The organism is Comamonas sp. GB3 AK4-5, from assembly GCF_041320665.1.
Lineage (GTDB): Bacteria > Pseudomonadota > Gammaproteobacteria > Burkholderiales > Burkholderiaceae_C > Comamonas.
The window spans coordinates 4872740-4886997 of sequence record NZ_CP166730.1; the positions used below are offsets into that span (position 1 = coordinate 4872740).

The 14258-nt window shown below is 64.7% G+C and carries 15 protein-coding genes; 8 read left to right on the plus strand and 7 right to left on the minus strand.

Going from position 1 to position 14258, the window contains the following annotated elements:
• Positions 1-202: 202 nt before the first annotated feature.
• Positions 203-802: an N-acetyltransferase gene (locus tag ACA027_RS21555; protein ID WP_370682653.1), complete on the minus strand. Its 600-nt coding sequence runs from the start codon at positions 800-802 to the stop codon at positions 203-205.
• Between the two features lie 299 nt (positions 803-1101).
• Complete coding sequence (locus tag ACA027_RS21560) at positions 1102-1263, minus strand: hypothetical protein (RefSeq protein ID WP_370680229.1); 162 nt, start codon at positions 1261-1263, stop codon at positions 1102-1104.
• 257 nt (positions 1264-1520) lie between these two features.
• Here ACA027_RS21560 and ACA027_RS21565 point away from each other — a divergent pair, with 257 nt between their 5' ends.
• Complete coding sequence (locus tag ACA027_RS21565) at positions 1521-2714, plus strand: phosphoglycerate kinase (protein WP_370680230.1); 1194 nt, start codon at positions 1521-1523, stop codon at positions 2712-2714.
• 121 nt (positions 2715-2835) lie between these two features.
• On the opposite strand, the gene ACA027_RS21570 is transcribed toward ACA027_RS21565, so the two are convergent.
• On the minus strand, positions 2836-3429 hold the full coding sequence (locus ACA027_RS21570) for an exopolysaccharide biosynthesis protein (RefSeq protein ID WP_370680232.1): 594 nt from the start codon (positions 3427-3429) through the stop codon (positions 2836-2838).
• A gap of 433 nt (positions 3430-3862) precedes the next feature.
• Between ACA027_RS21570 and ACA027_RS21575 the strand changes: the two genes are divergently transcribed.
• Positions 3863-4381 carry an Hcp family type VI secretion system effector gene (locus ACA027_RS21575; protein ID WP_370680233.1) on the plus strand — a complete coding sequence of 173 codons (519 nt, stop codon included), beginning with the start codon at positions 3863-3865 and terminating at the stop codon, positions 4379-4381.
• 278 nt (positions 4382-4659) lie between these two features.
• Positions 4660-4887 (plus strand): hypothetical protein, encoded by a 228-nt coding sequence (locus ACA027_RS21580; protein ID WP_370680234.1) that lies wholly within the window; start codon positions 4660-4662, stop codon positions 4885-4887.
• A 66-nt stretch (positions 4888-4953) separates the two neighbouring features.
• On the opposite strand, the gene ACA027_RS21585 is transcribed toward ACA027_RS21580, so the two are convergent.
• Both ACA027_RS21585 and ACA027_RS21590 read right to left on the minus strand, forming a co-directional pair.
• A complete protein-coding gene (locus tag ACA027_RS21585; RefSeq protein ID WP_370680235.1) occupies positions 4954-5493 on the minus strand; it encodes a cysteine hydrolase family protein in 540 nt (179 codons plus the stop codon).
• A 75-nt stretch (positions 5494-5568) separates the two neighbouring features.
• Positions 5569-6444 carry a DMT family transporter gene (locus ACA027_RS21590; RefSeq protein WP_370682654.1) on the minus strand — a complete coding sequence of 292 codons (876 nt, stop codon included), beginning with the start codon at positions 6442-6444 and terminating at the stop codon, positions 5569-5571.
• A gap of 105 nt (positions 6445-6549) precedes the next feature.
• Here ACA027_RS21590 and pyrF point away from each other — a divergent pair, with 105 nt between their 5' ends.
• The 3 genes from pyrF to ACA027_RS21605 all read left to right on the plus strand — a co-directional run bounded on the left by pyrF (position 6550) and on the right by ACA027_RS21605 (position 9408).
• A complete protein-coding gene (gene pyrF, locus ACA027_RS21595) occupies positions 6550-7377 on the plus strand; it encodes an orotidine-5'-phosphate decarboxylase (protein WP_370680236.1) in 828 nt (275 codons plus the stop codon).
• 30 nt (positions 7378-7407) lie between these two features.
• Positions 7408-8301: a LysR substrate-binding domain-containing protein gene (locus ACA027_RS21600; RefSeq protein ID WP_370680237.1), complete on the plus strand. Its 894-nt coding sequence runs from the start codon at positions 7408-7410 to the stop codon at positions 8299-8301.
• Between the two features lie 132 nt (positions 8302-8433).
• Positions 8434-9408, plus strand: coding sequence for a Bug family tripartite tricarboxylate transporter substrate binding protein (locus tag ACA027_RS21605; protein ID WP_370680238.1), 975 nt, complete (start codon positions 8434-8436; stop codon positions 9406-9408).
• 122 nt (positions 9409-9530) lie between these two features.
• Here the strand turns inward: ACA027_RS21605 and ACA027_RS21610 are convergent, their stop codons facing one another.
• Positions 9531-10370, minus strand: a complete 840-nt coding sequence (locus ACA027_RS21610; protein ID WP_370680239.1) for a UPF0149 family protein — start codon at positions 10368-10370, stop codon at positions 9531-9533.
• A gap of 172 nt (positions 10371-10542) precedes the next feature.
• Here ACA027_RS21610 and ACA027_RS21615 point away from each other — a divergent pair, with 172 nt between their 5' ends.
• Together ACA027_RS21615 and ACA027_RS21620 are read left to right on the plus strand one after the other, a co-directional pair.
• Positions 10543-12252, plus strand: a complete 1710-nt coding sequence (locus ACA027_RS21615; protein WP_370680240.1) for an FMN-binding glutamate synthase family protein — start codon at positions 10543-10545, stop codon at positions 12250-12252.
• Positions 12253-12589: 337 nt separating this feature from the next.
• A complete protein-coding gene (locus ACA027_RS21620; RefSeq protein WP_370682655.1) occupies positions 12590-13411 on the plus strand; it encodes a hypothetical protein in 822 nt (273 codons plus the stop codon).
• A gap of 39 nt (positions 13412-13450) precedes the next feature.
• Here the strand turns inward: ACA027_RS21620 and ACA027_RS21625 are convergent, their stop codons facing one another.
• Positions 13451-14251 (minus strand): citryl-CoA lyase, encoded by an 801-nt coding sequence (locus ACA027_RS21625; protein ID WP_370680241.1) that lies wholly within the window; start codon positions 14249-14251, stop codon positions 13451-13453.
• Positions 14252-14258 lie beyond the last annotated feature (7 nt).

Here is a 14258-nt window from a genome sequence, read left to right on the forward strand (position 1 = left end):
TTGCCTGCGAAGCCTTGCGGCTTCGTGGGTGAATCGTTTGGAGGCGCCCAGACAGCGCTTGATGCTTTGTTGCGCGCCCTTGCCGTGCAAAAGCACTGTCTGCGGACACGCGCCGCGCTTGAAGCGCTGTCTGGCCGTTGGGGAGGTGCATAACTGCCCGCTGCGCTGCTCAAGCCCGCTCCGGCGGCCCCTGTGGTCGCATTTAGCCCATGCGTACCACCTGGGCAAACTCCTCCAGCTCCCAGCCCGCGCCCAACAACAGGCGGCGGGTGCTCAGTTGGTCCAGCACTGCGTCCTGCGGCATGCTGGCGCCCAGATACTGCAACGATTTGTCGTCGGCAATGGCCACGTAATGGTCGGCATAGCTGCGTGCCAGCCGGTTCCACAGGCCATGGGCACCCGGTGACTGGCGTGCCCCGCTGAGCAGGCACACCCCTTGGTCCAGCACCTGCTGGTAGAGCGCACTGGCAATGCCCCGGCGCTGGTAGGCCGGCGCAAAACGCGAATGGGGCGAGCGCACGCGGCGGTCGGTGCGCTTGTCCACCTCCACCAGGCGATTGAACACCGTATAGCCCGCCAGGCAGGCGTTGGCCACATCCTCCACATAGGCAAACCACTCGCCATCAACCTCGCGCCAGCGCAGCACAAACTGCGGGTCATGCAGAGGGCGACGCTCCAGCCCGTAAAGCTTGCTGCCCGGCTGGTACAGGCGCTCATACAGCGCTTCCAGCTCGCCCTCCACCAGCGGCAGCATGACGTCGATGCGCAGCTCGGTGGCCTGCGGTGTGGCAGCTGCGCTCATGCGCTGGAACGGAGCCTTGACCGCCGCGATGGCGGCAGACCAGGGCGCAGTCAGGGATGACAGAGGATGGGGGCTCCACGGCCCGGTGGCGGTCAGATGCACCACGCACTCCTTCAACAGTGCGGCCAGCAGAAGACCGGCGTGACGGCAACGCGCGGCGCATCCGGTCACGGGCGCCATGCCCGTGCAAGGGAAAGAGGAGGTTGTGCCTGTCCGCCGGCGTGCACTACGGGCTGGCCAAGGCCCAAGAGTGCAATGTCGCCCTGGTCACGCTGGCCTGCGGCACCCAGACCAACGCCCTAGGGCCGTGCGGCCTGTCGGGGGCCGATTTCGCTGCGCCCCACAGCGCGCTCGCTCAGGCGCGCCATGGCGGGCAACAGCAAAGCCTGCACGCGCACGGCCAGGCCTTGCCCGCAGGGGCAAAGCGGCGTGAGCTGCAGCAGACGGCGGCCATGGAACATGCACAGTGCAGGCGGCAAAGCGCCACCCCGAAAAAAGAAAGCCGCCATCCTAGGCCGACCAGTGCAGCAGGGCCAGCACCCTCAGCAATTCGCAGCAAATGGGTGCGAATTGGAGACCCCCTCCTCCAGGCCTTCCGTGCAGGCTGCCTCTGTCCGCGAGCGCAACCATGCGAGAGCAGGGACAAGGTGCAACCTGCCCCAGGGGGAGTTTTTATAATCCCCGCTTCCACACTTCTATAAGACCTGGCTTCTCCACCATGAATATTCTTCGCTTCTCCGACCTGTGTGCCCAAGGCAAAGTCCAAGGCCAGCGCGTTTTCATCCGTGCCGATCTGAACGTGCCATTGAACGATGCCGGCCAGATTACCGAAGACACACGCGTGCGCGCCTCGGTGCCGGCCATTGAGATGGCACTCAAGGCCGGTGCGGCCGTGATGGTCACCAGCCACCTGGGCCGCCCCACGGAGGGCGAGTTCAAGCCACAGGATTCGCTGGCCCCCGTGGCCCAGCGCCTGGCCGAGTTGCTGGGCCGTGAAGTGCCCCTGGTGGCCAACTGGGTGGATGGCGTGCAGGTCGCGCCCGGCCAGGTCGTGCTGCTGGAGAACTGCCGCGTCAACGTGGGCGAGAAAAAGAACAAGCCCGAGCTGGCCCAAAAGCTGGCCAAGCTCTGCGACATCTTTGTCAACGACGCTTTCGGCACAGCCCACCGTGCCGAAGGCACGACCTATGGCATTGCCGAGTACGCCCCCATCGCCTGCGCCGGCCCGCTGCTGTCGGCCGAGATCGATGCCCTGAACAAGGCCCTGGCCGCGCCCGCACGCCCGCTGGCCGCCATCGTCGCCGGCTCCAAGGTCTCGACCAAGCTGACCATTTTGAAGAGCCTGGCCGACAAGGTGGACCAGCTCATCGTGGGCGGCGGCATTGCCAACACCTTCATGCTGGCCGCCGGCCTCAAAATCGGCAAATCCCTGGCCGAGCCCGACCTGGTGGCCGATGCCAAGGCCGTGATCGACGCCATGGCTGCACGCGGCGCCAAGGTGCCCGTGCCCACCGATGTGGTCACCGCCAAGACCTTTGCTGCCGACGCCCCCGCCACGGTGAAGAAGGCCACTGAGGTCGAAGACGACGACATGATTCTGGACATCGGCCCCGAAACCGCAGCCCTGCTGGCCGAACAGCTGAAGAAGGCCGGCACCATCGTCTGGAACGGCCCCGTGGGCGTGTTCGAGTTCGACCAGTTCGCCAATGGCACCAAGGTGATTGCGCAGGCGATTGCCGAGTCCCCCGCCTTCAGCATTGCCGGCGGTGGCGACACCCTGGCCGCCATTGCCAAGTACGGCATCGAAAAAGACGTGGGCTACATCTCCACCGGCGGCGGCGCCTTCCTGGAAGTGCTGGAAGGCAAGACCTTGCCCGCCTTCGAGATCCTGCAAAAGCGCGCCAAGGGTTAAGCCGGAATTTTCAATCCAACAGGCTGCCCGCGCAGGTCGCACCTGCGTGGGCAGCTATCAAAAACAAAGCCCGCACGGCCATGGCCTGCGGGCTTTGTCATGGGGAAAGCCTGCTCAAGGTTTAGCCCAACAGGTAGCTGCCCCCGGTCCAGGCCAGATAACCCAGCACGCTGAAATACGCCACGCTCAGCACCAGGCCCAGGTAGCCCAGTAGCACGCACAGGCCATCGCGCTGCACCAGGCCCACTGTGAGCAGCAAGATGCCCACGGCCGGCGCGGTGTTGGAAAACGGGATCGGCCCCAGCGGTGCCATCAGCAACAGGCCGCCAAAAGCCAGCACCGCGCTGTTGACGCGCAGCATGGTCCGGTTCGTCAGCGCCATCCAGCGCGGCCGCACCCAACGATCGATCTTGCTGACCACGCCCACACCCTTTCGCAACACGGGCTTGAGCTTGGCCGCATCCAACGGCCTGTCCAGAATGCGGCGCGGCAGCCAGGGCAGGCGATGGAGGAACAGCGCACAGGCCAGCAGCACAATGGCTGCCCCGAATACCGTTGACACACCGGGAATCGACACCGGAATCAAAAACGGCAGCGACGACAGCGCACAGATCAGCAACATGCCCTGGCGGCCACTGGCCTCCAACAGCGCCTGCAGAGTGACGGTGTCACCCTCGATATCGTCGATGAGCGTGGTGAGCAAATGGCTCAGCATGGCATTCCCGGGAAAGTGAAAAATGGGCGGACCGCATGCCATCCGAGCCAGAAAACCGCGAAAAGTTGCAGGCCTGGATGGGCCGAGCTGCGCTATCGCATGGCCCCGCTGCTGTGACCCACAAGCCCGAGCGATTCAGTCAAGCGGGTCATTTTTGGCCCGACCGGGTCAAAAATGACCCGATTTTTCTTCAATGATTTCAATGACTTGCAAATAACGGGTCAGAAATGACCCGATTTCAGGGGGTAAAAAACCGCTTTTTAGGCTTGCGGGCTGCGATTTCTGGACTGCAACATTCGCAAGTCATTGATAGATAAAGGAAATATCTCCATCCACAAAGTTGGCACATGAATTGCCTTAAGACGTCTGTCATCGGCCGATGGCGAGCCTGGCCCTGCGGCCACCTACGTTTTCACTACAAGGAATTCATCACATGCCAACTCCCGCCTACATCAGCATCCATGGCAAGACCCAGGGCCATATCACCCAGGGGGCCTTCACCTCCGACTCCGTGGGCAACGTCTACCAGGAAGGCCATGAAGACCAGATCCTGGTGCAGGAAATCGAGCACCTGATCGCCACCCCCACCGACCCGCAAAGCGGCCAACCTTCGGGCCAGCGCGTGCACAAGCCCTTTGTCTTCACCGCCCCGCTGAACAAGGCCACGCCGCTGCTCTACCAGGCCCTGGCTTCCGGCGAAATGCTGCCCGAGGTCGAGGTCAAGTGGTACCGCACCTCGGTGGAAGGCAAGCAAGAGCACTTCTTCACCACCAAGCTCGAAGACGCCACCATCGTCAACATCAACACCGTGCTGCCCCACGCCCAGGACCCCAGCAAGTCCGAGTACACCCAGCTGGTCAAGGTATCCATGGCCTACCGCAAGATCACCTGGACCCACGCCATTGCCGGTACCGAGGCCTCGGACGACTGGCGCAAGCCCCAGGAAGCCTGAGCCTGACTACCCCTGAGCCGCTTTGCGGCTTCCCCCAAGGGGGACGACGGCCTTTGCTGGGGGGCGGCTCTTGCTGGCCGTCCCTGAGTGGAGCCGCGCCGGTTTGGTACAGCTTGGGTCAAGCCAATTCTTGAAGACGCCACAGGCCCAAGGACGCGGCCGGCATAGGACCGGGATCACTGTGGCGGCGCCCGTGTCATACGGCTGGTGCAACGCGCCAGCCGCTTCCTTTTTTGCAATCGGCTGCCAGCCCTTTCACGGGCCGGCAAGGATTTTCCATGGCTGTTCAATCCGATCTGCGTTTCAGCTTCACCGTGGGTGAGGTTTCTTTCGAGGTGGTGGAGTTCACGCTGCACGAGGACCTGTCTGAGGCCTTTCCCCAATACCCCAACAACCCGCCACGCGACTGGACCAACGATATCCCGGCCTATAACCTGGCCCGGCGCCTGGCGCCCAAGGTGCAATGGCCGGCCGATATGGACCGTGAATCGCGCACTGCGCCGTAAAACAGCCTGAGCCAGCCACCCGAGCAGGCAGCCGATTTCAGCCTGAGCGCTCCAGCAATGTCCCTGTCAACCGACGCTGGCCATCCAGCCGGCTGTAGGGACCGCGCGAATACGGGGGCCAAAGCTGGTGATGGCGGGCAGCGTGGCATTTTCGTGGGTGCGGATTTGCTCCGCTGTGGCATGGGGCTTGTCGTGTGTGGTGTGGGCATCTGCCACCAGCGTCACGGCATAGCCCAGGGCTGCGGCGCGACGCACCGTGGTGTCTATGCAAAACTCGCTGGCATAGCCCGTGACCACGAGTTCGGTGATGCCGCGCTGGCGCAGCAAGGCATCCAGATCTGTGCCCTGAAAAGCATCGGGCGTGGTCTTGCCTACCCGCAAGTCTTCCGCTGTGGTTTGCAGCGCTGGCAGCAGCCGCCAGCCCTCCGATTGCGGAGCCAGCGCAGTCCCCGCATGCTGCACCAGGACCACGGGGCAGCCCATGGTCCGCGCATGGGCCATGACCCGATTGATACGCTCCACCGTGCCCATGGCATCGCCAGGTGGGGGCATGGTTTCAAAAAGTCCTCGCTGCACATCAATCGTCAGCACGGCAATGGTGGTCATGGGTCATCCTTCTCCGCACTAGCTGCTCGTACAAGCTGCAGATGTTGCACGGGTAACCGCCAGTAGCAGGCTACCTCAAGCCCTTTTAGGCCACAGCACCGACGCAATGGCCAGCATGATCAGTGCCACGGCGGCCCAGTCCTGCCAGCGCAATTGCTCGCCCAGCCACCAGGCGCCGCTGAACACGCCGATCACGGGGATGAGCATCACGCTCAGCGTGGAGGCCACGGGTGGCAGGGTGCGGGCCAGGAAGAACCAGGTCACCTGGGCAAAGCCAATGGCCAGCGGGCCGTTGTAGAGGATGGTGACCAGGGCCGTGTGGTCCGGCCAGTGCCACAGCTGGCGCTCGAACAGCGTGGACAGCAGGCTCAGGAAGATGGCGGTGAGCAGCACCATCCAGAACGACAGCGTCATCAAGGGCACGGGCATGTCCGTGCGGCGCAGCAGCTGGGTGCCCATGGCCCAGCCGGCGGCGGCCGTCAGAATCAGGGCCACGCCCAGCGGGCTGCCCAGCGAGGCCACGGCATGCCACAGCAGCAGCACCACGCCCAGGGCGGCGGCGGCCACGCCGGCCCAGGCCCGGCCGGCCAGGTGCTCGCCAAACACCACCACGCCAATCACGGCCGAGAAGATGGGCATGGTGTAGCCCAGGATGGCGGCTCGCCCGCTGGACAGCAGCGGCATGGACAGAATCATCAGGCAGTGCCACAGCAGCATATTCGTCAACGTCAGCAGGGCCAGCTTGCCCCAGGCCGCGCGCGGCACCGTCCATGGCGCTTTTTGCTGCCACAGCACCAGCGCCAGCACCGGCACGGCCAGCCACATGGCAATCATGCGGAAGGTGAGCGGGGGGAAATGCGCCACGCCCACTTTCATGATGGGCCAGTTCAGGCCCCAGACCACGGTGAGCAGCACCAGTAAAACGAGTTGGCGGGGGGTAAAGCGGGGCAGAGAGGCAGACATAGGTAAGCAATTGTGCCCACAAGCTGGCGCGAAAGCAGGGACTCCCCCAGCAGCCAACGCCGGTGTAAGCCTGCCCCTTTAAAATTGCGCCCCATGAATTTTCTCGACATGCTGCGCGACGCGTCCACGCGCAATGACTCCATGCTGTGCGTGGGTCTGGACCCCGAACCCAGCCGCTTTCCTGCGGCCATGCGGGGCGACGCGTCGAAGATTTACGATTTCTGCGCCGCCATCGTCGATGCCACCCACGATCTGGTAAACAGCTTCAAGCCCCAGATTGCCTACTTCGCCGCCCACCGCGCCGAAGACCAGCTGGAAAAGCTGATGGCCCATATGCGCGCCGTGGCCCCCCATGTGCCGGTGATTCTGGATGCCAAGCGCGGCGATATCGGCTCCACGGCCGAGCAGTACGCCAAGGAGGCCTTCGAGCGCTACGGCGCCGACGCCGTGACCCTGTCGCCCTTCATGGGTTTTGACTCGATCACGCCCTATCTGAAGTACAAGGGCAAGGGCGCCTTCCTGCTGTGCCGCACCTCCAACCCCGGTGGCGACGATCTGCAGGCCCAGCGCATGGCCGATCTGCCGGGCCAGCCCGCCATGTTCGAGCATGTGGCCAAGCTGGCCCAGGGCCCGTGGAACACCAATGGCCAGCTGGGCCTGGTGGTGGGCGCCACCCGCCCACATGAAATCGAGCGCGTGCGCGCCGTGGCTCCCAGCCTGCCGCTGCTGATCCCCGGCGTGGGTGCCCAGGGCGGCGACGCCGTGGCCACGGTGAAGGCGGCCCGCATCGGCGGCGGCCCCATCATCATCAACTCCTCGCGCGCCATTTTGTATGCCTCGCAAGGCGAGGACTTTGCCGCCGCCGCCCGCAAGGCGGCGCTGGACACCCGCGCCACATTGCAGGCTGCGGCGCGCAGCTAAGCCCTCCCCCGCAGCGCACAGACCGTCGTCATGCAGCTCAAGTGGCTGGAAGACTTTGTGGCCCTGGCGCAGGAGCGCAGCTTCACCCGTGCCGCCGAGCTGCGCCATGTGACCCATCCGGCCTTTGGCCGGCGCATACGCGCGCTGGAGGCCTGGGCCGGTTCGCCGCTGGTGGAGCGTGAAGGCAGCCCGGTGCGGCTGACGCCGGCCGGCGAGGTGTTTCTGGATTCGGCCGAGCAAATCGTGCGCACCCTGGCCCAGTCGCAGGAAGAGCTGCGCGCTGCCGCCGGCCGCCAGGCCCACACCATCACCCTGGCCACCGGCCGCACGCTGGCGCGCACCGTGGTGGCCGACTGGCTGGCACTGCAACCCACGCTGCTGCAGTCCAGCGAGTTGGTGGTACGCACCACCGCCATGCAGCAGGCTGCGCAAATGCTGGTGCAAGGCCAGGCCGACTTTGCCCTGCTCTACCACCACCCCACGCTGGCACCGGGCCTGGATACCCGCCAGTTCCACTATCTGCATGTGGCCTCGGACAAGCTGGTGCCCGTCTCCCGCGCCGATGCCACGGGCGCGGCCCGCTACCCTTTTCAGAGCCACTCCCCGGTGCCCTATCTGGCCTATGCGCGCCCGTTGGCCCTCGGGCGGCTGGTGGAAGACCATTTGGCCAACCACCGCCAGGCCCCACGCCTGCACCGGCTGGTGGAGTGCGACAGCGCCGATGCCGTGCACGAATACGCCCTCAAAGGCCTGGGCGTGGCCTGGCTGCCCTGGTCCATGGTGCATGCCGACTGCAAGAGCGGCATGCTGGCCGTGGCTGGAGGCTCGGCCATGGAAATCCGCTTCGATGTGCGTATTTACCGCCCCAAAAGACGACTGAATTCCTCGGCCGAAGGCTTCTGGCAAGCTCTGCACGCTGTGTAATGCACTTTTTGCATACCCTGATAACAGCACGGACATGTGCCGTTTTGGCACCAGACTTGCAAGTCTTGGTCGCACAATTCGCAACAAATTTCCTGAAGAACGCTCCCCCTCTTCCCTGAAGGACAGATATTCATGACCCGCACAATCCTGCGCCGCACCCTGCTGGCCTGCGCCGCTGCTCTGGTGGCTGCCCCCGCCCTGGCCGCTGACGCTGCCTACCCCACCAAGCCCGTGACCATCGTCGTCGGCTACCCCGCAGGTGGCTCTACCGACCTGGTGGGCCGCCTGGTGGCCAACGAGATCGAAAAACACCTGGGCCAGACCGTGGTGGTGGAAAACCTGGGCGGCGCTGGTGGCGCCATCGGTGCCCAGAAGGTGGCCAATGCCAAGCCCGACGGCTACACCCTGCTGGTGGGCGCCAACAACGAGCTGGCCATTGCCGGCCTGGTGAACAAGGCCGTGAAGTACAAGCCCACGGACTTCACCGCCATTGGCATGGTGGCTTCCCAGCCCATGGTGCTGGTGGCTTCGCAAAAAGCCCATGTGAAGAACACGCGTGAGTTCATCGATCTGGTGAAGTCCAAGCCCGGCGCCGCCAGCTACGGCTCGTCCGGCGTGGGCACGGCTCTGCACCTGGCCGGCGAGATGATGAAGGACCAGGGCAAGATCGACATGCAGCATGTGCCCTACCGCGGCGTGCCGGCACTGACCAACGACATCCTGGGCAACAACATCGAGTTCGGCGTGTTCGTGCTGTCCTCGGGCCTGCCCCTGATCAAGTCCGGCAAGGTCGTGGCCCTGGGCACCACCGAAGCCAAGCGCTATGCACAGACGCCGGACATCCCGGCCCTGGCCGAGCAGCCCGAGTTCAAGAACGTGAACATCAACAGCTGGTTCTCGCTGATGGGCCCGGCCAATCTGCCCGCCCCCATCGTCGCCAAGATCAAGGCTGCGCTGGACAAGACCATGGCCGCCCCCGAGTTCCGCAAGAAGATGGAAGACGCTGGCGCCCAGGTGATGGACCCCAAGATCAACCCCACCCAGTACATCAACACCGAAATCGGCAAGTACAAAAAGATTGTGGACGTGGCCAAGATCGAACTCTGATCACCCGCCACCGCGCCCCGGACATTCGCTGTCTGGGGTGCAACGCCCTGCAAAAAAAAGCCCCTGCAGCCTTGACCGCAGGGGCTTTTTCATGGGGCAAAGTGCCTCAGGGACGGCTCACATCAAGCCCCACAGCATTTCTTGAACTTCTTGCCACTGCCACAGCTGCAAGGGTCGTTGCGGCCGGGCTGCTCGCCCTTGACCACGGACTCCACGCGCGAGCCCATGCTGCGCCACAGCTGGCGCAGGTCATACACGGCCCAGACGGCTTCGCCGAATGCGTCCACGCGCTCCTGGCTGGTGGAGGCGGGGCCGGTCTCTTCATACAGATTCAGCTCGGGCTCACCGGTGTCGTCTTCGGTCAGGTCGACCACGAATTCCATGGCGGCATCCAGCCACTGGGCGGCTTCCTTGTCGCGGGGAGCGGCCCATTCCTCAGCCCAGTTTTCCACCACAAACATAAAGCCCAGCGCCCACACCTGCGCGAAGGAGGGCACTTCCTCGTCTTCCACTTCCTTTTGCTCGGCTTCGGGCAGCATCAGGATGGCGCCACGCGTATCCAGCACTTCGGGCTGGAAAGCGGTGTCATCGGCCAGGGACTTCACCTCGGTGTCCAGCTGGGTGCGGATCTCGTCGATGCGGCGCTGCGCCAGTTCCAGGAAACGGGCTTGCTGCTCGGCGCTGGCAAAAACCTCCAGCAGCGGCAGGGGCTGGCCGTCGGCCACTTCCAGGTCTTCACCATCACCCAGCAGCATGGGCAGCCATTCGCCCACGCTGATGGGACGGCGGGTGCAGATCACGGCGGTCAGGAAGCCGTCGCAGAACTCCCACTGCGGCACTTCTTCGGAGCGCTCGCGCAGGCTGTCCAGCAGCTCGTCCAGCTCTTGCAGCTCCTCATTGCTGAGGGCGTACTGGGCGGTGTCGGTCTCGTTATCCGAGGGGGTTGGTGTGTGGTTTTCCATGGCGAGGTCCTGCGCGTCAAAGACTTTTATGATCGCCCGGCAGGCATATGCAGGTCGGTTTGACCTGCTTTCCCGCAGAGCATGGGCCGTACGCGCTTGCCGCGCCAGCCGAACGCCGGCAGTTTAGCCGGCCCCCCATGCCCGTGCACCCTACACAGGAGTTCAAGAAAATATGGCATCCCCCTCTTCCCGCAGCGCAGGCCTTTTCCCGGTGCGCTACACCACGCTGGTGCTGTGCCTGCTGGGTGGCTTTTTCTGCCTGGTGATGGCGCTCACCGCCGCACCACTGTGGTGGGGCCTGGCCTCGGCCGTGCTGCTGGCGCTGTCCGCACTGGGTCTGTATGACCTGCGCCAGACACGCCACTCCATCTTGCGCAACTACCCGGTGCTGGGCCATCTGCGCTTTATGTTCGAGTACATCCGCCCCGAGATGCGCCAGTACTTCATCGAGTCGGACAACGAAAACCTGCCTTTCTCCCGTGCCCAACGCTCCCTGGTCTACCAGCGCAGCAAGGGTGAGCCCGACAGCCGCCCCTTCGGCACGCAAATGGATGTGAGTGCGGATGGCTACGAGTGGGTCAACCACTCGATGCAACCGTCCCAGCTTGGCAGCCATGACTTCCGCACCTGGATTGGCGGCCAGCCCGACCAGCCGCTGGAGGGCGCTGCCGCCTGTACCCAGCCCTATCACGCCAGCGTGTTCAACATCTCGGCCATGAGCTTTGGCGCGCTGTCTGCCAATGCCGTGCTGGCACTGAACCAGGGCGCCAAGGCCGGCGGTTTTGCACACGATACGGGCGAGGGCTCCATCAGCCAGTACCACCGCGTGCATGGCGGGGATCTGATCTGGGAAATCGGCTCGGGCTATTTCGGTTGCCGCAACGATGACGGCACATTCAACGCCGAGAAATTCGGCGCCAATGCCTGTGACCCACAGGTGAAGATGATTGAGCTCAAGCTCAGCCAGGGCGCCAAGCCCGGCCATGGTGGCATGTTGCTGGGCGCCAAGGTCACTCCTGAAATCGCAGCAGCCCGTGGCGTACCCGTGGGTCAAGACTGCATTTCGCCCTCCAGTCACAGCGCCTTCACCACGCCATTGGAGATGATGCTTTTCATCGGCCAGCTGCGGCGTTTGTCCGGCGGCAAGCCCGTGGGCTTCAAGTTCTGCGTGGGCCACCCCTGGGAATGGTTTGCCATGGTCAAGGCCATGCAGCAAACCGACATCACCCCCGACTTCATCGTGGTCGATGGTGCCGAAGGCGGCACCGGCGCCGCACCGGTGGAGTTCACCGACCATGTGGGCGTGCCGCTGCAAGAAGGTTTGCTGCTGGTGCACAACACCCTGGTGGGCGTAAACCTGCGCCACCGCATCCAGCTGGGTGCTGCGGGCAAGGTGATCACGGCCTTCGACATCGCACGCATGATGGCGCTGGGTGCCGACTGGTGCAACTGCGGCCGCGGCTTCATGATGGCCCTGGGCTGTATCCAGGCACAGGCCTGCCACACCGGCATGTGCCCCACCGGCGTGACCACCCAGGACCCGCTGCGCCAAAAAGCCCTGATGGTGCCCGACAAGGCCACGCGCGTGGCCTCCTACCACCGCAAGACGCTGCATGCCCTGCAAGAGCTGGTACAGGCCTCCGGCCTGCAGCACCCCCAGGACTTCACACCCCACCACATCGTGCGCCGCACCAGCGACAGCCAGGTTCATGCCCTGTCCAATCTGGTCATGCACGTGGAGCCCGGCGCCCTGCTGGGCCCGCTGGAGCAACAGCACAGCGTGTTCAAGCAGTATTGGCCGCACACCAGCGCCGAGAGCTTTCAGATCACACCGCCCCCTATGGTGCCTTCGGCGCAGCGTCCACAAAGCGTGCCAGCGTGACATAGCGCCCCCCTGAGTCTTCCCCCCAAGGGGACGGCAGCCTTTGCTGCGGGGCGGCGCGGCTGGCGTAGGCCCTTGCTGGCTGCCCTTGACCTGGGCCGTGCCCGTTTGGAGGCGATGCGGGTCCAACCCAGTCTTTGCCGCAGCACAAAAGCGGCATGCCCAAGCCATGGTGCCGGCAGCCTTTGCTGCGGGGCCTGGCCCGTGCACCGTGCCCTGGTCTGGGCCACGCCAGCATGGCTGCGCAGCGTCCAGGCCAGGCCAGGCAAGTGCCAACACGGCACAATCCCCCATTTCGCGCCGCTGTTGCGGCACGCCTTGCCCTGTTCCCGGACTGCTGACCGTGCCTTCTACTGCCTTGCCCTCCACCGCCCTGGATTACGACGCTTTCCTGCTGGCCCATGTGCACAGCCAGCCCCATGCGGTGATGCGCTATGTACAGCCCTCCGAAACACTGTGGCTCAAGCGCGCGGGCCGCAGCCATGGGGCCTGGCGCTACCGCCTGCTGGGCGCCGTGGCGCGCGGGCTGCACATGCCGGTGCTGGCCCCCGTGCCCAATCTGGGCGGCCACACCGCCATTGCCACCGAGGTCAGCCGCCTGCGTGATCTGGCCGCCCGCGGCCTGCGGGTGCCCGAGGTGCTGGCGGCCTGTGATGACGGCTTCTTGATGCGCCACCTGGGCGCTCCCGGCGAGGACACACCCAGCCTGGGCAATGAGATGGAGCAGGCCGTGGCACGCGGCAGCGCCGCCGTGCTGGCGCTGTGGAAGCAGGGGCTGCAATCCCTCACCAAGGTACACAAGACCGGCACCTGCCTGAGCCAGGCCTTTGCCCGCAACCTGGTGCGCTGCCCGGATGGCGTGATCGGCTATATCGACTTCGAAGACGACCCCTCCGCCACCTTGCCCCTGCCCCTGTGCCACGCCCGCGATGCCTTGTGCTTTGCCCATTCCACCGCCTGGATTCTCCAGGCCGCAGCAGCCTTGCCCGCTGCCCGTGCCCAATGGCAGGCCTGGGCCCAGACGCTGTCGCCTGACGCCCAGCAAGCCCTGTCGGACAGTGTGGCCCGCATGGCCTGGGCCGGGCGCTTGCCCGACAGCAAAAAGCTGGGCCGAGATGCGCAACGCATCCGCATGGCCTGGGAGCTGCTGCGGCCCTGAGAGCGTTTTTACGGTCTCCTCGCCCAGGCAGTGCGCACTTCAGGCAGGCGAGGAATCGCCAGACTTGCCGCCCTTGGCCGCTACAAAGGGAATGGCATGCTCGATCGTGTCCCAGATGAAGCGCCCCGAGGGGTCACGCTGCTCCTCCACGATGTGCGAGACCAGGCCCGCCGCACGGGAGATCACGGCAAAGCCGCGCATCACATTGGTCGGCACCTCCAGCTCACCCAATAAGGCGGCCACCGCACCAGTGGCATTGATGGTGATGGGCTTGCCGGCCACAGCATCCACCGCGCGGGACAGGGCTTCCAACGCGCGCACGCGGTCGCCCTTGAGATCGGGCTCGGCACGTGCCAGCTCCAGCAGCTTGTAGGCACGCGGATCGACCGGCTTGTGCAGGTGGTGGCCAAAGCCTGGCACCAGGCTTTTTTGCGCCTTGTAGTGGTGCGCAATCTCCAGCGCTTCGGCATCCGCATCGGGCGCGGCCACGATGCGGTCCAGCATCCGGGAGCAATTCTCCATCGTGCCCACAAACGAGCTGCCCACCGCCAGCAGGCCAGCGGATACGGCACCTTGCAGGTTCTCCGGCGCGCTCATGTAGATCAGCCTGGTGGCGATAGCACTGGGTGTCAGGCCATGCTCCATCAACACGATCAGCACCACATCGGTGATGCGCAAATCCACCGGCCGGGGTGTACGGCCCAGGATCTGCATCAGCATGACTTCGGTGAAGGTTTTCTGGCCCATCAGGTCTTCCACCAGATTGGTGTTGCCGTAATGCAAGCTGGTGAGCGTGTGGGTGCACAGGCTGGTGGTGGGGGTCTTGGAGTGGGTAGTCATAACGGTC